The sequence below is a fragment of the Hyunsoonleella sp. J2K-J805 genome (genome assembly GCF_057167125.1).
The window spans coordinates 3,580,354-3,600,839 of record NZ_CM169901.1 but is presented as its reverse complement, the minus strand read 5'-3'; the positions used below and the strand labels follow the sequence as shown (position 1 = coordinate 3,600,839).

At 34.4% G+C, this 20,486-nt stretch carries 19 protein-coding genes, 2 tRNA genes and 1 pseudogene; 10 read left to right on the top strand and 12 right to left on the bottom strand.

Annotated features, from left to right (window positions below):
- Positions 1–51 precede the first annotated feature (51 nt).
- From AC1B0Z_RS15865 to trxB, 10 genes are all read right to left on the bottom strand, one after another.
- Positions 52–912 (bottom strand): hypothetical protein, encoded by an 861-nt coding sequence (locus tag AC1B0Z_RS15865; RefSeq protein WP_483793180.1) that lies wholly within the window; start codon positions 910–912, stop codon positions 52–54.
- 75 nt (positions 913–987) lie between these two features.
- Positions 988–1,365 (bottom strand): cupin domain-containing protein, encoded by a 378-nt coding sequence (locus tag AC1B0Z_RS15860; protein ID WP_483793179.1) that lies wholly within the window; start codon positions 1,363–1,365, stop codon positions 988–990.
- A gap of 2 nt (positions 1,366–1,367) precedes the next feature.
- Positions 1,368–3,638, bottom strand: a complete 2,271-nt coding sequence (locus tag AC1B0Z_RS15855; RefSeq protein WP_483793178.1) for a heparinase II/III domain-containing protein — start codon at positions 3,636–3,638, stop codon at positions 1,368–1,370.
- Positions 3,639–3,659: 21 nt separating this feature from the next.
- Positions 3,660–3,839, bottom strand: a complete 180-nt coding sequence (locus AC1B0Z_RS15850) for a hypothetical protein (RefSeq protein WP_483793177.1) — start codon at positions 3,837–3,839, stop codon at positions 3,660–3,662.
- A gap of 20 nt (positions 3,840–3,859) precedes the next feature.
- Positions 3,860–4,924, bottom strand: coding sequence for a T9SS type A sorting domain-containing protein (locus tag AC1B0Z_RS15845; protein ID WP_483793176.1), 1,065 nt, complete (start codon positions 4,922–4,924; stop codon positions 3,860–3,862).
- 99 nt (positions 4,925–5,023) lie between these two features.
- Positions 5,024–6,046 (bottom strand): polysaccharide lyase family 7 protein, encoded by a 1,023-nt coding sequence (locus AC1B0Z_RS15840; RefSeq protein WP_483793175.1) that lies wholly within the window; start codon positions 6,044–6,046, stop codon positions 5,024–5,026.
- 15 nt (positions 6,047–6,061) lie between these two features.
- Positions 6,062–8,371: a chondroitinase-B domain-containing protein gene (locus AC1B0Z_RS15835; RefSeq protein ID WP_483793174.1), complete on the bottom strand. Its 2,310-nt coding sequence runs from the start codon at positions 8,369–8,371 to the stop codon at positions 6,062–6,064.
- A 90-nt stretch (positions 8,372–8,461) separates the two neighbouring features.
- Complete coding sequence (locus AC1B0Z_RS15830) at positions 8,462–9,826, bottom strand: T9SS type A sorting domain-containing protein (RefSeq protein ID WP_483793172.1); 1,365 nt, start codon at positions 9,824–9,826, stop codon at positions 8,462–8,464.
- 215 nt (positions 9,827–10,041) lie between these two features.
- Positions 10,042–10,116, bottom strand: a tRNA-Pro gene (locus AC1B0Z_RS15825).
- A 94-nt stretch (positions 10,117–10,210) separates the two neighbouring features.
- A complete protein-coding gene (gene trxB, locus AC1B0Z_RS15820; protein ID WP_483793170.1) occupies positions 10,211–11,191 on the bottom strand; it encodes a thioredoxin-disulfide reductase in 981 nt (326 codons plus the stop codon).
- Between the two features lie 222 nt (positions 11,192–11,413).
- Here trxB and AC1B0Z_RS15815 point away from each other — a divergent pair.
- The 3 genes and pseudogenes from AC1B0Z_RS15815 to AC1B0Z_RS15805 all read left to right on the top strand — a co-directional run.
- Positions 11,414–11,536 (top strand): annotated as a pseudogene (locus AC1B0Z_RS15815) (DUF4130 domain-containing protein); the annotation flags it as partial.
- An 88-nt stretch (positions 11,537–11,624) separates the two neighbouring features.
- Positions 11,625–12,095, top strand: a complete 471-nt coding sequence (locus AC1B0Z_RS15810) for a hypothetical protein (protein WP_483793169.1) — start codon at positions 11,625–11,627, stop codon at positions 12,093–12,095.
- Positions 12,096–12,162: 67 nt separating this feature from the next.
- The gene (locus tag AC1B0Z_RS15805; protein ID WP_483793167.1) at positions 12,163–13,125 is read left to right on the top strand and encodes a D-2-hydroxyacid dehydrogenase; all 963 of its coding nucleotides are present in this window, start codon (positions 12,163–12,165) and stop codon (positions 13,123–13,125) included.
- A gap of 34 nt (positions 13,126–13,159) precedes the next feature.
- Here AC1B0Z_RS15805 and AC1B0Z_RS15800 read toward each other — a convergent pair.
- Together AC1B0Z_RS15800 and AC1B0Z_RS15795 are read right to left on the bottom strand one after the other, a co-directional pair.
- A tRNA-Pro gene (locus AC1B0Z_RS15800) sits at positions 13,160–13,234 on the bottom strand.
- Positions 13,225–13,467, bottom strand: a complete 243-nt coding sequence (locus AC1B0Z_RS15795; protein WP_483793165.1) for a GIY-YIG nuclease family protein — start codon at positions 13,465–13,467, stop codon at positions 13,225–13,227. Before AC1B0Z_RS15795 ends, AC1B0Z_RS15800 begins: the two co-directional genes overlap by 10 nt.
- A 245-nt stretch (positions 13,468–13,712) precedes the next feature.
- Between AC1B0Z_RS15795 and AC1B0Z_RS15790 the strand changes: the two genes are divergently transcribed.
- The 7 genes from AC1B0Z_RS15790 to AC1B0Z_RS15760 all read left to right on the top strand — a co-directional run bounded on the left by AC1B0Z_RS15790 (position 13,713) and on the right by AC1B0Z_RS15760 (position 20,432).
- Positions 13,713–15,821, top strand: a complete 2,109-nt coding sequence (locus tag AC1B0Z_RS15790; protein WP_483793164.1) for a TonB-dependent receptor family protein — start codon at positions 13,713–13,715, stop codon at positions 15,819–15,821.
- 29 nt (positions 15,822–15,850) lie between these two features.
- Positions 15,851–16,978: a PQQ-dependent sugar dehydrogenase gene (locus tag AC1B0Z_RS15785; protein WP_483793163.1), complete on the top strand. Its 1,128-nt coding sequence runs from the start codon at positions 15,851–15,853 to the stop codon at positions 16,976–16,978.
- An 11-nt stretch (positions 16,979–16,989) separates the two neighbouring features.
- Entirely contained in the window at positions 16,990–17,394 is a 405-nt protein-coding gene (locus tag AC1B0Z_RS15780) for a c-type cytochrome (protein WP_483793162.1), read from the top strand.
- A 68-nt stretch (positions 17,395–17,462) separates the two neighbouring features.
- A complete protein-coding gene (gene udk / locus AC1B0Z_RS15775; RefSeq protein WP_483793160.1) occupies positions 17,463–18,068 on the top strand; it encodes a uridine kinase in 606 nt (201 codons plus the stop codon).
- The gene (locus AC1B0Z_RS15770) at positions 18,069–18,398 is read left to right on the top strand and encodes an FtsB family cell division protein (protein ID WP_483793158.1); all 330 of its coding nucleotides are present in this window, start codon (positions 18,069–18,071) and stop codon (positions 18,396–18,398) included.
- Complete coding sequence (locus tag AC1B0Z_RS15765) at positions 18,391–19,758, top strand: methylmalonyl-CoA mutase subunit beta (RefSeq protein ID WP_483793157.1); 1,368 nt, start codon at positions 18,391–18,393, stop codon at positions 19,756–19,758. Before AC1B0Z_RS15770 ends, AC1B0Z_RS15765 begins: the two co-directional genes overlap by 8 nt.
- 5 nt (positions 19,759–19,763) lie before the next feature.
- Entirely contained in the window at positions 19,764–20,432 is a 669-nt protein-coding gene (locus tag AC1B0Z_RS15760) for a hypothetical protein (RefSeq protein ID WP_483793155.1), read from the top strand.
- Positions 20,433–20,486: the final 54 nt, after the last annotated feature.

The window sequence follows — 20,486 nt, the reverse complement described above, 5'->3', positions numbered from 1 at the left end:
TGTAATGTGTACTTCATTAAATAAAATGTACAATTCTTGTAGCAAAATCAACTATTCATCATTATCAGAAGCCGCAGGTTTATGCGTTTTTAACCATTTCTGACCTTCTTTTGTGAGGAAAAAATCCATCCACATATAGTTCATTTTTTTTCCTTCATCCACATTAACCCCATGACTAGATCCAATAGGAATGTGTAACAATGCATATTGCATTAAATTAACAGAACGATTATCCGCATGAACTACTATATCATTATGAGACAGTCCTAAAAAAAGTTGGTCAAGCATAGGATGTTTATGAGCTCCTACTTCATCTGGCCCCATAGCTTCAACAGTGCCAAGTGAAACTCGTGGAACAATATCTGCTGGCAATACAGTTCTACTGGTTGTGTTTGGACTTTTAATTTTCTCAGTATAAGGTTCACAATCTACAAAACGCTTAAAATAAAGCTTGTATTTGTTTTCTTCAGGGAACGCCTTAATATCCTCAACATCCTGCAAAGAGAGCTTTTTTGTAAATTTTAAGAAATGGAGTTCTCCCGACTTAGGAACTTTAATTTGCAAGATATTAATTCCATTCATAGGAATTGCGATAGACTCCGGAGTAACTGTTTGGGTAACAGAATCTGCAGTCAGGGTTGCTTCACCTTTTAAAAATAATAACATAGTTACATGCATTTCGGGTAAAACAATATCATATTCATTTCCTCCCCTAATACCTATGTGTTCAATTTTGGTATCTGCAATCTCATTTATCATTAATTCTTCATTGAAAACCTGCCCATGAGAAGGCATCTCCATAGTTAGATTTTCTACAACAATATCTGGCGAATTAGAGCACGAGAAAGCTATAACTATTAAGGCATAATAAATCCAGAATGTTTTGTTTTTAAATTCAAGTAATACCCTCATAGTTTTTTATTCCTTTTTAAGTTTTAAATTAGAATGATTAATAAACCATTAAATGATAATGAAAAGTCAGTTTTTTTATGACTCGGTATCCCCAAAATAAGACACCCCTCCTCCACTCAAAAAATCTTCTCTTACAGGACTAAACGTATCAATTAACATCCCTTCTTCCAAACAAACTGCACTATGCAACAAGTTAGGTTCAATGTAAACACCATCTCCAGCTTCTACAATTTGTTTAACGCCATCAATTTCAAATTCAAATTTACCAGAAACACAATAGGTAGCTTGCGTATGGAAATGTTGATGTGGAGACCCTAATGCCCCTTTTTTAAATTTTACTTTTACCATCATGATTTGGTTATCGTAACCCAAAAATTTTCTGGATACACCTCCACCAAGTTCTTCCCATTCCATGTCTTTTGTGATGATGTACTTTTCGCTGAATCGTTTCATAATTATATGTTTTCTATTAATTTATAAGGCCCTTTCCAGGTATACTCTTTATTGCTTATTGTTAATTCATGCTCCGTATTCTTATCATTATTTTTATTTGAAATAATGAATAGTTTCTTTATTTCATCCTTCATTTCTATTTGAACAGCAGTGTAATCCTCTGAATTATACACCGCAGAAACAGATTTAATATTACTGTAAGCGTTAACAGCAGATTCAGAAACTGGGTTATACGTACCATGCGATTCTATAGTTGAAACAAACACAGCATCTTTGGCATTCCTTTTTCTGAGAATTAAAGTTGGTTCATTTCTTAAATTATACTCAGGGTCATTTGCGCCTATACGTGCAAGTATTACCTCATCATTTGGAGATGTTACAGCAGAATATGTATAAAACTTGTTGTTTAGCAACCAATTTAATTTGATATTACCTCCATTTGTAGTTGCTGCAGCTTCTTTATACAAATGTTGATAGCCATTTTTAATTCCTAAAATTTCTGGAGTAACTAATTTTGAGTATTCAAAACTAGTCTGCATAATGTGCCCTAAATAATAAAATGGTAAATCGTATTGATTGAAGCTATCGGATGTTACTCTCATGATATCCAACACATAAGGATTTTCATAGGCTGAATTTTTAATCGTAACCATGGTACGATGCAATTCAGTTCCTGGATAAGCATTATTTTCTTTTGCACTTACTACTTGAAGGTCTTCATTATCAGAACTAAAAATATAGCGTTGTGAATGATGCATACTCCCTATATCGTATTTCCCTTTGAAGTGAGAGGTTTCATTTTGAACCAAGGTATTATGCGATATGGTTTGTTTTGCCCAAGTTTTATTTTCCTTTAAGTAATTACCACCTCCTTTTTGTTCAATATTTACAAATCTGGCTAGTCCATAATCTTGAACCACCTCATCGCCTTTGTCAAATAGTGAATATGATAATTTATCATAATGCCCATGACTTAAGCCATGTGCTGTGTATTTGCAGACCAACTCCAAATCACCACTACGTAGTATTCCAACAGCGCCTTGATTGCCCTCAGGACCATCGGAGAGTTCTATCGATTTTTTTACAAATGGTTCTGTTTTACCTTCTTTAATGCCTAGTGCCACTGCTAAACCTGCATCATCCAACGTTACCTCACCTTGCTTTTGGGCCACACTTAACAATTCTGGATTGTTACCTCCAAAATGGTAAGCAATATCAACCGCCGCAACCAACGCGCTGGAATAATAAGACATGCCTTTCTGCGCATCGTTCAACAAAAAGAAATCACCATCAGCATCAGAAAGATTAATCAAGGCTGTCACGCTTTTTAAAAGCACACCGTCTTTATATTGCAACACTTTTAATTCAGGTTTTTTATTTTCTAGTGCTTGAGCAAAAATTAAAAAAGGATAGGAAGCATAACGCTGATAATAAGGACCTTCGGTAAAATAACCATCTGGTGAAAATGGTTCGTCAAGATTGGCAAAAAAACCTATTTTCCCATCTTTATTTATAAAACCACCGTCGTTATCCTTCATATTGGCATCCATCTTTACATCTTTTAAACCGTAAAGTGCACGCTGTAATAAACTATCATCATCCATAGCCAAAGCCATCATACCCACAGCTACATTTCCCCAAGTACTATGATTGTGTACGCGATTAAAAAACTGCGGATTTCCCTTTGAAATAAAATCTGCAAATGGCCTAAATAACTCTGTCTCAAGCTTGTTTCTTTCCTCGCTAGACAAATAATCATAAATACAATCGTAAGCTTGACTGGTGTAAACCAACCAATTAGAATCGTTTAAACATTGCCAAAATAATTTACCTCTAGCATAAGACCGCGGTTTAGGATGAACTGGTAATGTGGGATACATTTTAGCATATTGCATAAGCATATCTTTTACAAACTTGGCATATTTCTCGTCATCCAAGATTTGATATAAAGCGCCCGCTTTTTGCATAATGAAAAAGTTTTTTTTGTGGCGTTCGTGTGTGTAGCCTCCAGAATAATCTTTAGGAATTGGTACTTCTATACCATTTTCTATTTCTGCATCTACCTCAGCCTTTGTTTTCACTAAAGCCTTATCAAAAAGCGGAATGTTTCCTAAATTCGCCCTAATATCAGTAACTCCCGTTTGTGTTAAAATCAAACTTGGATGACCAGATTGAGATACTGCATTATTGGCATCACTTGTTTTTTCTTCACACGAAAACACAAGTGATAGTACTAAAAATAATACTACATGCGATTTTATATACTTTAACATTGCTTTTGCTTTATTTTGAAATCATCCAAATTTTATAGGTGTGTAAGTTTGATTTTCTAAATCTTCAGGATCATTAATATTATAAGTGGTTTGAGAAAACATAGCAAATGAACAAACCAAAAAAACCACAAAAAGGACAACTTTATGGAGTGCTGTGATAGTTTTTGAGTTTTTTGAATGTGGCAATGTTATTTTAATCATTTTGAAAATCTTTTGTTTGATTACTTAACTATTAACCTTTCAACATCTACAGTAAATGCGCCTTTATAGAAAACAATAAAATACATCCCAGGGCTAAAACCAGAAATATCTATTGTTTTAGAAATATAATTTATTTGTTTTACAAGCTTCCCCAAACTATTATAAACATATATTTCGCTAAAACTGTTAGCAACAGCCTCTTTAATGAGAACTTGAGACTTCGCTGGATTGGGTAAAACTTTAATTACTTTTTTTTTAAAATTAAAATCATCCACCGACAACGCATCTGTTTCTTCAATACTGAAGCCCGAAAACAGCACTTGTTCATCTCTTAAATCAGCAGCATTTATCAAACTTCTGTAAATACCCCATTTTGGTCGCACAAATTCTGCGCCTGGTCGCCAATTGATAATGGAGCTATTTGAATAACTAAAAAGCGCAACCCCATCGCTAACCCTTTTAATTTCAATTGAATAAATACCATCCGTTGCGTAATTTATTGTCTCAGTTACTTCAAGCCAAACACCTTTAAAGGGTGCTAAATCCATCTTTTTTAGAGTAATTTGTCTATCAGTTTCCGCATAGCGCAATTCCAACTGATCTGGATTTCCTTTTCTCGTAGTTAAGGTATACATAGGCATACTTTCCAAACTACCGCCAACCGATTTCAATTGGTGAATATGCGTAAAGTTTGGCGAGGATTGAAAGCCAGCATCTAGTTTAAACTTCCATTTATAAATAACATTTTCTCCTTCGATACCTTTTAGGTTATCAGGAGATTTATCGTAAGCCTTTATTTCGTTGCGTTGCCTGTCAAAATTTCTACAACGATCGTTATCTGGTGTTACGTGGATATTAAAACGGAATACGTTTGAATTAAGGTCCGAATCAAAAACCTCATCAATATGCCGACCGAAAGCGGCGTGATTACAATCTGGAACTTCAATAACATCAAACCCCGGTGCTAACACAGAATTGATTAACTCATAGGTGTTTCCAGGTCCATCTGCATCCAACACTACTTGAGAATTTATAGTTTGAAATTGAAATAGCAGAACAGCAGTAAATGAAAGTAAATATCGCATCTATATAATTGGTTAACCAGTTTGGTTTACCAAATATAGACATAATAAATAGGTTTCACAAAATAATAGATAATAAATTCAATCTTTTAACACAGTAGCTCAATGAAGGACTATGTTTGGCGGTATTCCGTCTGCTACTGATGCTTTTTTAAACCAAACCTCCGTGTAGCTTCCATTTTCATATTGTTTAGCAATGTTACCACCGTAGGTTTCAGACTTGGTAGATTGACCATTGGCTTGGTTGTATGCGCCTTGTTTGAAATAACATTTTTCGCTAACGTAAGCGGTTTCTTTTTCTGGACTTACGTCTCGTCTTGACGAATAGAGATCAATTACCTTTTGCGGAATGTCAGCTTTTGTGGGAAAATCAGATTTTATTAAATTTTTTGTAAACGTTTTAGTTTCGTGTCCTTCACTTTTAAATATTAAATACATGATGCCTTTATATACGTTTACTTCATAACTAAACTCTTCGCCTAAAGCAATGCCATCTAGAGGTTCTTTCGGGCAGGTTGTTTCGTCTGCTCCTACTGCGGAAAAATCATATCCCCAAACAGCAGTTGAAAAATCAAATCTTCCAGAATTGTTTCCTTTTGTGTTGATTTCGTAGTTCCAAAACACAGAGCCCTTGGTATGACTTGGAAACTTTTTATAGAAGATTTTTAATGGTTCGTTCTCATGACCTTCATCACTATGAATTTGTCCAATAACGACCGAATAAGAAGATGCTTTTGTAGGATCCCCTGTGGTTGAGACATGTTTTACCTTTAGAGTTCCCGTTAATTTTCCTCCAGTTTCGGGAGTCCAACGTGCTTTTTCACCTAATTCTGTTCTTGTGTTTTTTGAATTTTTTGAAGTAACCCCAGAGTTGGGTGATTTATATACTACCCAATCCGTAGTGCCATCATTTTCAACATAAAAAAAATCATCTTTTTGAAAATCGACTAAATTTTCCGAATGTGTTCCGTCTCCCAAAAGGATTTTCCATTTGTCCATAAACGGAATAATATCACTTGGATTTTTTTTTTCAATTTCAGTTGCTTTATCTGAAACTGTTCGAGAATCATCCTTACAAGCTAAGTTTATTAAAAGTGTAACTATTACAAGTACTAATTTCTTCATTTTATTGATTCACAACTAGTACATCAGCTTCATTTTCAAGTTCTCTTCGGTTTTTATTTTTCCAGAATTCATGAAAATATTCTCGGAAGATAAATTGTTTTTAGCGCCCCAAAGAATTGACACAAATTTTACAGGATTGTTTTTAAAAGTATTTTTTGTGATATTCACATTTACAATACCATAGTGATTTAAAAGTATTTTGTTTTTCTCGTTTGCTCCACAATTCGTAAAAGTAGAGTTTGTAACTAGTAGGTTTCCACCAATAGTAGACTCGTCATATCCTCCTCTATAATAAACAATCACATTTGCTTTTACGTTATTGAAATTACAGTTTCGTATGGTTAAATATTCTGTGTTGTAATCACCTTTATCGTTCGTTTCCTCAGATAATTCTATCCCATTATTACAATTAGAAATTAAGGTGTTTTCAAAAGTAATACGCTCAGCGAACGATTCTTTATAAGCCTTTAAAACATAATTAAAATTATTGATTTCAGAATTTAAAACTGTTAATCCAAAGTGATTTGACATGTTTTCCTTTAAACTTGCAAATGCATAGTTTGAATTGTTTCCTTTTAATTTTAAGTTTTTAACTATAAGTTTTCCCTTGGACTCTAATGAAAATAACGGTGTATTTTCTAAACCTGAAAACACCAATTGCGATTTCCCGTGAGATTGAATAGTCAAAGTTTTATTAATTACTAAGGATTTGTTTATATTGAAAACACCTTCTGCTAAAGCTATAATATCTCCATTTGCTGCCTCATTAATTTTAGCTTGTAATTCCTCTACTTTATTAACCTCGTGTGTTATTGGCTCTTTTGCCTTAACCTCATTAGAAAACCAAGTTGCTCCGTATTTAGATTTATCTAAAATATTAGGGTTTGAAACCTCTTTACCCATTATTGCACCAATACTTTCATCATCTTGTCTAGAAACACCTAATAAATCCGTTTCAATGGTATCAAAATTAAAACCATTATATGCTTTAAAATCATTAGGTATTCCCACGGGAATATAAATATTATCAGATAATTTTCTCAGTTCTAGAGAGGCTTCCACAATACCTCCATTAAAGTCTTTAAAGGCAACTCCTTGATTATTTATAACGTTGTTCTTAAATAAAACCCCGTCTGCTTTATCATGTTCTACCACGATATTTTTAAGCCCCTTTTTGTTAAAAACAATATTATTTGCAACGGTTGTTCTTATTGCTCTAGCCGAACGGATTTCCGATTTCGGCAAAACATCTGATTGCGCTAAATTTTGCCCAACTCCAAATTGCCAAGGCGCGCTACAATTTACATACGTATTATATGCCACCACAACATCTGTTACTTGGTTATAACGATTTAATGGTGATTTTGGAATACCGTTCATTACTGCCAATGGACTTCTAAAACTCTTTCCTTTTAAGTTAAAAAAGTAATTATTGATTACCCAATGCCCTGTATTTATGATCCTGATTCCTCCATAATTTTCATTAACGCCATCACCGATAAAATAATTCCCATCTATAGTACAGTAATTTCCATGTCGTGTAACTAGAGAACCTTCACTTTTGTAAAATACATTGTTTTTAAAAACATTGAAATTTGTTTTACTGGAAATCACCTCAACTTCACCATTACATTCCTCAAACAAATTATTGGCTACCATGGTATGGCTTGGTGACATAGATGTATAACTATTACCCAACTGAATGGTTTCGCCACTTGGACCGCCTTTTACAGGTCTAGGGCCAAAGTGGTTATTTACTATTTGATGGTAATTATTGATACTCTCGATACCTTCAATACTAACTCTTACCGTTGGACCTCTATTTGTTTTACCTGCGATATAGCAATTGCTCAATTCATTATGTCGTCCCCAAAATTGCACCCACAAATCGTCGTTATCTCGTTTCGGTTTATTAAAATCTTCAATTACACAATTAGTTACTTTACAATTGTTTGCAATTTCATCATCATTAATTTTAAAACCAATCACTGTATTTGATGGTGAGTATCCGTTTTTAAAATGCAAACCCTCAACTTCTAGATATTCTCCACCAAATTTTAAATATGATTTACCTTCAACAGTAACTTCTCCTGGAGTCTCCGCCCTTAAAGTTATTGGTTTATTTTTAGTGCCTTTTCCCCTAAATTTAATTTCAACATCTTTCCAAACCCCATTCGACATTATGATATGATCGCCAGGTTTTGCATTTTTTATTGAGGTTTCTAATTCAGCAATATTAGTAACCAAAACACCTAAATCATTTGATTCCTTATTACATGAAACAACTATAGAACAGAGAAAAAAAAGAAGGAATAACCTTTTCATAAGAGACAATTAAATGGTTAATATAAAAAGAAAGCCTTTATGTGAGCGATAAAGACTTTCTAATTCAACTAAATCAAACTAAACTCAATATTATTTGATAACTATTTTTTTTGTTAAAGTTCTGTCCTCAGTATTTATTTTCATTAAATACATGCCAGCTGCTACATCAGATATGTTTAGCATATTATCCTGCAATCTATTTTCAGATAAAACTCTTTTTCCCAAAAGATTATATAGCGATACGGAACTAATTTGTAAATCATTAGATTCGATAGTTATAAAATCATTTGCTGGATTAGGGTATATTCTAAGGTTAGAAACAAAATTATCATCAACGGAGAGCGACGCAAAATTAACATTAACTTCTCCGTAAGAAAGACCACTAAAATCGCTGAAATTATTATTTGTTAATTCTGCACTGGGTACATTTCTAGTTCCTGTACCACTAAATCTCCAATCTGGATATGATACTGAGTTCATTCGTCCTGCCATCCAATCATCATTATTAACAGCATCAGTAGTACAATCAAAACCAGTAGAGGCACCTTGTCTCGCCACGTAGTTAGGATACTGGTTAAGAGTAACTATTGTAGGAGATAAAGAACTATCAAAACGCAGCAAAGGATCTGTGGACAGTAGTTGTTCCACAAAAATTATTTTGCCATATCCAAATTCACCTACTTCACCATTGCCGGTGGTAATATCGTCATCATCTAAAATACTAACTGAATCATATATTGTCCAGGTTAAGGCATCTCCATCCAGAACTCCGTCCTCATTTGAATCTACTATCGCGTTCTTAGGATTTGTAGCTGATTGAACGATCATATATGTAGAACTTTGGTCATTAAAGGTTCCATCATAACCTATATCTGGGGTAATTGACGAAACATTATAATCATTTAAAGTCTCATTAGTACCATCAGAAGGACTTTCATCCGTCCATTCTATGGTGTCCGCCACTAATTGTATAGTCACTACATTGGCATCTGAAGCAGCTAAGTCAGTTGCATAAGGATTAATGAATTTAGTACCACTTATATCAGCACCAAGTAAATCAACTGCACCTGTACCAGTATTCATAGTGATATCAACAACAATAACTAAAATTCCATTGCTGCCAAATTGCAGTCCACTTAAGTCAACCGCTTCTCTAACCCTTCCTATGTTAGTACCAACATCACTATCATCTCCATCTCCATCTATTGCTATAAAATAGGTGTTAGCTGGAATAGTGCCATTCGCTGGCCCCCTAAATTCGAAATATTCGATACCTGCATCTGTATCTGTTTGATAAGGCTCCATAGCTGCATTATCAGAATCATTGAAAAAAGCAGTGCTACTATTAGGCGGACTAGGAATTAATTCACTAATAAAATAAGTGGTGTGGTCGTAAGTTTGTGAATATCCTAAAAAAGAGACACAAAATAATAATAAAAGTAGTTTTGTTTTCATAAATATTAGTTTAGAAAGTTAATAGAATTGTAAATTCAACAGTGTAGGTTAGCTGGTTCTCCAATCTGGTTAACCAATTTGGTTTTCCAAATATATTGATATTTTTTTAATATTTCAAATATTTTAAGTTAGAGGTCTGATTTTTAGTCAAAAGAATTGTGAAGACTGCATAAAAATAAAAGCGCCCAACTTCACGGAAGTTGGGCGTTTATTTGTCGGGATGACAGGATTTGAACCTGCGACCACACGGCCCCCAGCCGTGTACGCTAACCGGACTGCGCCACATCCCGTTTTAAAAACAGTTTTCAAAGAAAACATATTTTTAAATAAATGCAAAAAAAAGCCAAAGCAACTTACTTTGGCTCTCATTTTATGGTTCTTTATTTAGTTATACGTTGACGTAGACACTTCAAAAGTTGCATCTTTTGCTGCCAAATAGCGCTCTGCATCCAAAGCTGCCATACAACCAGTTCCTGCGGCGGTTACTGCTTGCCGGTATACATGATCTGCTGCATCGCCAGACACAAAAACACCTTCAATATTGGTTTTAGAAGTTCCAGGAACATTAATGATATAACCTGTCTCATCTAAATCTAAATAATCTTTAAAAATATCAGTATTAGGTTTATGGCCAATGGCAACAAAAAATCCTGTAGCGTCAATAACATGTTTTTCATTTGTTTTGTTATTAGAAACACGAACGCCGGTTACCACTTGTCCATCACCTAAAACTTCATCAGTTTCGGTATTGAATAGGATTTCGATATTATCAGTATTTCTAACACGAGTCTCCATAATTTTTGAAGCTCTAAACTCATCGCGTCTTACCAACATGGTCACTTTTTTACAAAGCTTAGATAAATAATGCGCTTCTTCACAAGCGGAGTCTCCAGCACCAACAATCACAACTTCCTGATTTCTGTAAAAGAATCCGTCACAAACTGCACACGCAGAAACGCCACCACCTAACTTTAAATATTTCTGTTCAGAATCTAAACCTAAATACTTTGCAGATGCTCCTGTCGAAATAATTACAGTGTCTGCATGAATTTCTTTTTCATCATTTACCCAAACTTTATGCATATCGCCTGAGAAATCCACTTTCGTAATCCACCCGTTGCGTACATCAGTTTCAAATCGTTCTGCTTGTGCTTGCAATTGCATCATCATTTCTGGCCCAGTTACACCATCCGGATAGCCAGGGAAGTTTTCAACCTCATTAGTAGTTGTTAACTGTCCACCAGGTTGTGCTCCCTGATACAACACGGGTTTCATATTGGCTCTTGCTGCATATATTGCTGCTGTATAACCAGCAGGCCCAGAGCCTATTATTAAACATTTTAATCTTTCTATCTCTTCTGCCATAATCTTATCAATTTAGTAGAACAAAAGTAGAATTTTTGATGTAAACCTTACATAGAAGTTATTAACAGTCTTTATGAGGTTATAAACTTGTCTTATCATATAAAAATAGTCCAGATTTAGTATAAGTCGGGCTTGTTTTATAATTAGAAAAACAGAAATCATCCACATTGACTTCAACATAAAAAATCAAAAAATGAGTGATTTACACTAAATAAAAAAGCCTATGAAACTCTTTGGAAAGACTATTTTGAAAGCACAACTATAGAAGAGCACGTCAACACTAAACTATATGTTCAACATGTTCTCAAGCGCTACTGGAAGTATCTAAGCGAAAAACAGCCTTAATTTTCTTTTTAGTAATCCCTTGTTAAAAACAAGACGCTGTGTGAGTTTTTTTTGTAAATTGAAGAATAACTAAACAAACAAATACGTCATGAAAAAACAACTAAGCATAATGTTGATAATGCTTCTAGCCTTTGTAAGCTGCAAAAATGAACCGAAAGAAGTCAATACTGAAGCGCAAAAAGAAGTAAAGGAATACACCTTGGAAGGTGCATGGAAAATGATTGGCTATCTGAACTATGGTGGCAATGGCTCCGTGGATACCATTACTACCTCTAACAAATTCATGCAAATGAAAATGTTTTCTGAGACAAAATATATGTGGAATCGATACACTACCTACCATCCATCAGAATGGTTTGGAAGCGGGGATTACACCTTTAAAGATGGTATATTATCCGAGCGCACCAAATTTGGCTCCCAAGCCTTAAATACTGTTTTAGAAAAAGATAGCATACACAAGTTAAGTATTGATTTTATTGATAAAGACTCCTATATGCAAACAGAAAAAGACAGTTTGGGAAATCCTATTTATGCCGAAATTTACAACCGAGTAAGATAAGTATACTATTTCCATATCGCCTTGTAATCAAAACCATTATATTTATAGCCTAAACAATTTTTTGGTTATGAAAATAGTTGTGCTGGATGGACATACGCTCAACCCTGGCGATTTAAATTGGGATGGCATTAGCCAGTTTGGAGATTTAAAAGTTTTTGATAGAACTACATACGACGACAAAAACATCATTGAAAATATTGGAGATGCAGAAATAGTATTCACTAACAAAACCCCTATTAACAAAACTATTTTATCAAAATGTACGGCATTAAAATATATAGGTGTTTTGGCTACTGGCTTTAATGTCGTGGACATTGAAGCTGCAAGACAAAAAGGTGTTATAGTAACTAATGTACCAGACTACAGCTCTGTAGCGGTAGCACAATTCACCATGGCTTTAATTTTAGAACTATGCCATCATGCAGGCGCACACAATGCAGCAGTACAAAAAGGAGATTGGATAAAAAGCAAAGATTTTTCGTTTTGGAACTACCCATTAATAGAACTAGCGGGTAAAACACTAGGGCTTATTGGTTTTGGAAAAATAGGTAGGGCTACCTTTAGAATAGCCGAAGCTTTTGGTATGAAAATTTTAGTATATAACAGAACGGTTTATCCAGAATTTGAAAACGATAATTTAAAATTTGTTACGCTAGATGAATTATTGAGTAATTCAGATGTTATAAGTTTACATAGTCCTTTAACTAATGAGACCAATGGTATTATCAATAAAAACACTATTAATAAAATGAAATCTACTGCGTTTTTAATTAATACCGCTCGCGGTCCGTTAATAAATGAAAACGATTTGGTTAATGCCTTAAATAGCAATAAATTAGCTGGTGCAGCACTAGATGTTATTTCTGAAGAACCGATGAAATCTGACAATCCGCTACTGAATGCAAAAAACTGCATTATTACACCACACATAGCTTGGGCTCCAAAAGAGGCACGCCAGCGTTTAATGAATACAACTATAGATAACTTAAGGGCTTTTTTAAACGAAAAACCTATTAACGTTGTAAACTAAAAAAGACTCTCCATAAAAATGAAAAGTCTTTTAGTCGGGGTGGCAGGATTCGAACCTGCGACCTCCGCGTCCCAAACGCGGCGCGATAACCGGGCTACGCTACACCCCGATGTAGTTATCTATAAATCGTTTTGCTCCTCTCTTCTTAATCTTTCGCTCTAGTACCATTGCTTCTGATCTAGAATTCACTACAATTTGCAAAACTAATTTCCAAGGAGTTCCGTGTTTTGTTGAAGGAACTATTCCTTGATTATGTCTTTCCAATCTTAACTTGATATTTTGTGTTTGCCCCACATAATATCTTGAACGTTTCTCACTAAAAAGGATATAAACAGTATTCATTTTTTCCTTTTTCAGGGTGGTCACGCCTCAAGCGTGACGACCTCCGCGTCCCAAACGCGGCGTGATAACCGGGCTACGCTACACCCCGATGTAGTTATCTAAGCGGGTGCAAATATAGATATTTTAGTCAGTTTAAAAATAATTTTTTAAGAAAAGTTTAGTTTTTCAAACTTTTTCAGTTTTGGTAAAACATCTAATTTCGCGCGGTGAAAAGAAATGTATCCCTCCTGTTAATGTTAGCAGTAATGTCTGCTCAACTAAGCAATTCTCAAAACGAGAAAGTTAATATCAAGAAAGACACTATTAATCTTGGATTACCTCAATCAAACCTTCAAAAAGAGCCCAATCTTTTAAATGAAGTTATAATTAGCACAAACCATTTACCAACCCAATTAAAAAATACAACATCAAGTACTTCATTAATATCAACACGAGTCATAGAACGTAACAACAACATTAATATTAACGAGGCGTTAAATAGCGCTCCTGGAGTATTTATGCAAACTGGCGCGCTAAATACAAACCGTATTACCATAAGAGGTGTTGGTTCTAGAAATTTGTTTGGAACTTCAAAAATACGTGCATATTTTAAGGACATACCCCTTACAAATGGCAGTGGGGAAACGAGTTTGGAGGATTTTGAATTGGGAGCCATTTCTAGAATTGAGGTTACAAAAGGTGCGACCTCTAGTGCTTTTGGTGCAGGCCTAGGCGGTGTTATACAGCTTATACCTAAAAAAGCATTTTTAGACGACTTCTATTTAAAAAACGAAACAACCATAGGCTCTTTTGGGTTAATAAAAAACTTATCGCAACTCAGTTATGGTGATACTTCAACAAGTTTAAACATAGCTTACAGTTTTACTCAAAGCAACGGTTTTAGAGATAACAACAATTACAAAAGGCATAATGTAACCTTAAATACTTCTCACAAAATTAGTGACAACAGCGAGCTTTCAGTTTTGGGTACATTTACTGATTTAAAAGCTTTTATACCAAGTGCCCTAAACGAAACAGACTTTAAAAATAACCCTGAAAAAGCAGCGTTTACATGGGGCCAATCTAGAGGTTTTGAAGATACTAAACGTAATATTATAGGCATCTCGTTTCACCATAAATTCAATGATAAATTATCACAGACTACCAGTATATTTGGATCTACTCGAAACTCTTTCGAACCTAGGCCTTTTAATATTCTAGACGAATCTGTTGTTGGTTATGGTTTTAGGCACCGCTTCACTGGAAATTTTAAATTAAATGATAAAACCGTTATGTGGACTTCGGGCATTGAGCTTTTTAACGATCTTTACAAATTTCAAACATTTGAAAACCTTTATCAAGATTTTCCTGACGGCACTGGAAGTGTTCAAGGGGAAGCACTCTCAAAATTTAAAGAAAAAAGGCAGTATTATAATTTGTTTTTTGAAGGAAGAATTGCTGCAAGCAGTAAAATAGATGCTGTATTTGGTCTAAATTATAACAAAACAAGTTATGATTTAACAGACCAATTTCCTGTATCCTCTTCAAATCCAGATCAATCTGGTAGCTTTGAGTTTAAGGGCTTACTCTCCCCAAAAATAGGCTTACTTTATAAAGTAAGTGCAAGCAAAAATGTTTATGCTAATATTAGTCATGGCTTTTCTCCACTATCATTGCAGGAAACGCTATTACCAGACGGACAAATTAACAACAACTTAAACCCAGAGACTGGTTGGAATTTTGAACTTGGTACAAAAGGCTCAGCTCTTAACAACAAACTACAGTATAATGCGTCTATCTACCGATTAGCTATAAAAAACCTATTGGTGGCGCGCCGCACCTCAGAAGATGAATTTATTGGTGTTAATGCTGGAAAAACACATCATGATGGTATTGAGGCCAACGTAAATTATAATATGATAAACTCTAAAAGCCTTCAATTATCTATTTTTACAACGTACGCTTTAAACCTCTATAAATTTGAAGATTTTGTAGATAACAACGAAGACTTTTCTGGTAATGATTTAACAGGTGTACCTTCTCATGTTTTTAATATAGGTGCAGATTTTAGTACCACAGGAGGATTTTATGGCAATTACAATCTTCAAAGTGTGGGAGAAATGCCAATTACAGATAGTAACTCGCTTTATAATGAAGCTTATGTTGTTTCAAATATTAAAATTGGGTATCGAAAAAATATTGCTGATCAACTAACCTTAAATGTGTTTTTAGGAATAAATAATGTATTTGATACTGTTTACGCATCACAAATACTCATAAACGCTAGAGGTTTTGGTGGTAACGCACCAAGATTCTTTTACCCTGGAAATCCAATAAACTACTATTCTGGAATTACACTAAATTATTTGTTTTAATGTATCTTTACCCTAATAAATTAATGAAAATGAAACAATTTACTTCAATTTTAGCAATTGCTTTAATCTCCTTATACTCATGCGCACAACAACAACCTTCTGAAATTTTAGCAGAAACACCTGCAAAGATTAATTATGTTACTGAAGTTGTAGTTCCTGAATTAGATATCCCTTGGGGAATGGAGTTTTTGCCTGATGGCAGCATTTTAATTACTGAAAAAACGGGAACACTTATTCATTTTAAAGATGGTAAAAAAAACACTATCGAAGGACTTCCCGAAGTATACGTAAGAGGTCAAGGTGGCTTAATGGATATTAAACTTCATCCAGATTATGAAAATAACGGTTGGATTTACATTTCGTATAGCTCTGCCAAGGGTGAAGGTGATGGTGGCAATACAGCCATTATGCGTGCAAAACTAAATGGAAATACACTTTCAGACACAGAACACCTTTATAAAGGAATGCCTAACACAAAAAAAGGACAGCATTGGGGCTCTAGAATAGAATTTGACAAGGAAGGCTATTTATATTTTTCAATTGGAGATAGAGGGAATCGTGATGTAAACCCACAAGATATCACCAGAGACGGTGGTAAAATTTATAGACTTAATGCGGATGGATCTGTTCCAGAAGACAATCCATTTGTTGGTAAAACCAATGCCAAAAGTGCTATTTTCAGTTATGGCCATCGTAACCCTCAAGGTATGGTAATGCATCCTAAAACTGGGAAAATTTGGGTAAACGAGCATGGACCTAAAGGCGGGGACGAAATTAATATTGTTGAAAAAGGTAAAAACTTTGGTTGGCCTGTAATTTCTTATGGTATAAATTACAGCGGTACTACTTTTACAGATATTACTAAAAAAGACGGTATGGAACAACCTTTATTTTATTGGGTGCCTTCAATTGCGCCTAGTGGAATGGCCATTGTGAATTCTGATAACTATCCAGACTGGCAAGGCAGTGTGTTAGTTGGTTCTCTTAAATTCCAATATTTAGAACGCTTGGTTGTAAAAAATAACAAAGTTACCAAGCGCGAAAAGTTATTTGAAGGTTTAGGCAGATTCAGAAGCATCAAACAAGCTCCTGATGGCTTTTTGTATGCAGGTGTTGAAGGCGTAGGTATTGTAAAAATTGCTCCTGGTTCATTTTAAAAAATCATCTTATGAAAATATTTCTATTAATTGTATTTAGTGGCTTAACCATATTTGGGGCTACAACCATAACGCAACAAGATCCTTTACAAGAGAGCATTACAAGAGGACAAGAAATTTATACTGATTTTTGTATCAATTGCCACATGGCAAATGGTGAAGGCGTTGAAAAAACGTTTCCACCTTTGGCTAAGTCAGACTACCTAAAGGACAACCAAGAAAGTAGTATTCGTGGTATAAAATATGGTCAACAAGGAGAGATAACTGTAAATGGCGTAGTTTACAACAGCACCATGGCGCCAATGGGTTTAGACGATAAAGAGATTGCAGATGTGATGAATTACATCAATAATAGCTGGGGAAACTCCAATACTAAAATGGTGACCGAAGAAGCGGTAGCTGCAATAAAAAAGTAGCTAAAATTTCAGCCTTATTTTGTTACATTTACTAACTTTGTTTTTCAGCCTAAAAATCTAAAAATAATATGCTGGTCATAGGAATTGCAGGAGGTACTGGGTGCGGTAAAACCACGGTCGTAAATCAGTTGCTGAAAGAACTTCCTGAAGGTGAAGTTGGTGTCATATCCCAAGATTCTTATTACAAGGACACATCACATTTAAGTTATGACGAGCGCGTAAAAATTAATTTCGATCACCCTAGAAGTATCGATTTTGATTTACTGGTTCAAGATTTAAAAGCCTTAAAAAACAACGAAGCCATACACCAACCTGTATATTCATTCGTTAAACATAATAGAACTGGAGACACGATTTTAACGCACCCAAGAAAGGTGATGATTATTGAAGGGATTTTAATCCTTACCAATCCAGAGCTTCGGGATATGTTTGATATTAAAATATTTGTACATGCCGACAGTGATGAACGGTTGATACGACGCTTAAAACGTGATATTTCAGAACGTGGTAGAGATTTAGATGAAGTTTTAACACGTTACAAAACCACATTAAAACCCATGCATGACCAGTTTATAGAACCAATGAAAGAATATGCTGATATCATAATACCAAACAACCATTACAATACTGTTGCTATAGATATTGTTCGCACTATTATCAATGAGAAATTATAAATGAAGAAACTCAATCTAAATCATCGCTTTTTAAAACCTTTTAAGAATATCTATATTCTTGGATTGGTGATTTTTGCAATTTGGATGATTTTTCTTGATGATAATTCTTGGTTTATTCATAATGAATTAAATACTGAGATTAAGGATTTAAAGGCCGAAAAAGAATACTACCGAAAAGGAAAAGAGAGAGACGACAAAGAGTTTAAAAAATTAAGTTCAGAACAAGGTTTGGAAAAGTTTGCTCGTGAGGAATACTACATGAAACGAGAGAACGAAGAAATTTTTATTATTGAATACGAAGACAGTTTAAAAACAAAAGATAATGAGTAACTCGTTATTTAATGAATTTGAATCTGTTTCCGCCAAACAATGGAAACAAAAAATACAGGTTGACTTAAAAGGAGCGGATTATAATGATGTGCTTGTTTGGACGAGTAATGAAGGCATTCAAGTAAAACCGTTTTACCATTCTGAAGATGTCGAAACCAATTCTAAATGTTTAAAAGCCACTCCAAAAGGGTTTAAAATATGTGAAACGATAGTTGTTGAAAACGCGGAGACCGCAAATAAATTGGCGCTTTCTGCAATTACAAACGGCGCTGAAAGTCTAAAGTTTATATGTACCTCAAAAGATATTTCTATTGAACGCTTATTGTCTCATATCAATTTAGATGATATTACTATTCATGTGGAACTCCTGTTTTTATCAGTAGATGTGGTCAAACAACTTAATTCTTTATCAGCAAAAGCGGGGATTTTTATTCAAAATGATATTATCGGCAATCTAGCTAAAACCGGTAATTGGTATTCAAACTTAAATGAGGATTTTTCAAAATTTGAAGATTGCACAACTCTTGCCAAAACAATAACGGTTAACGCCGAGTTATACCAAAATTCTGGAGCTAACATGATACAGCAATTGGCGTATACCATGGCGCATGCGAATGAATATTTCAATTATTTGGAAAACACTACACTAGACAAAACATCAAAATACAATGTTGTTTTTAATGTTGCTTTAGGCTCAAATTATTTCTTTGAAATTGCAAAATTAAGAGCGTTGCGCATACTTTTCGAAACCCTAAACGATGCCTATGAGCAACCCTATGAGTGCCACATTTTTGCAAAACCCTCAAAGCGCAATAAGGCTATTTACGATTACAACACTAATATGCTAAGAACTACCACGGAATGTATGAGTGCCGTTTTAGGAGGAGCCGATACCATTAATAATTTACCATATGATGCGTTATTTCATAAGAATAACGAATTTGGGTCGAGAATTGCGAGAAATCAATTGCTGATTTTAAAGCATGAAAGTTATTTTGATGCCGTTGATAATGCTGCTGACGGCAGTTATTATATTGAATCAATCACACAGCAACTAGCAGAAAAAGCGCTTAAACTGTTGAAAAACTTAGAAGCCAATGGCGGGTTTTTAAAACAGTTGAAAGACGGGACAATTCAACGAAAAATAAAAGAAAACGCCACTAAAGAACAAGAGCAATTTGATAATGGAAGCGAAGTTATTCTCGGCAGTAATAAACACCCTAATCCCAATGATAAAATGAAGGGTAATTTAGAAATCTCTCCTTTTTTAAAAATTGAAAAGAGAAAAACCTTAATAACACCAATAATAGAAAAACGATTAACCGAAAGTTTAGAACAAGAACGATTAAAAAAAGAGTAAGTATTATGAAATTAAAATTTATTGCATTTTTCGCGATCATCGCTTTGTTTAGTTGTAAAAAAGAAGCAGAAGAGAAAACCCTAGAGGATTACAAATTTTCTGATAAAGGCATTGTATTAAACTGTGATCAATTTGATTTAAAACTATTAAACGAAGCCCTTTTTTCTTTTGAAGATGATATTTTAAAAGCCTATGGAAAAACCAATCCTAACCTAACGCGGGCATATTCACAATTTATTCGTAATGCCTTATACAATCGGGTGAAATATACGGATGTGGTATCCCCACATTCTGCCAAAATTTTTGAGGTATTGATATCAAGATCAGAGTTATGGCACACCAACAATCCAGTTACTAGACTAAACTACAACAGCGCTGTTGTGGAATGTATCTCGAATAACATGATTGATAAAAGTCTAAAAACAACATTCGACGCATTAATTGAAACCAACAGTATGAGTCCGAAATTATTTGGGCCTGCCTTACAATCTAACTATGGCGCTGCTATTCGCGATAAGTATTTATCAGCTTATGTGGCTTTAGAGTTTTACTACGGGAAATTATTTAATGTTGATTTATCACAAGTTTCTGAAAAACCAAAACCAGCGGTTGATTTTAATAAAATTCCACCACAAACGCAGCAAAATGACCCGCATGCTGGACATAACCATTAATCGATTTGAAAACGTGTAATCAACATATAGAAAAATTAAAATTAGATGTTTTTA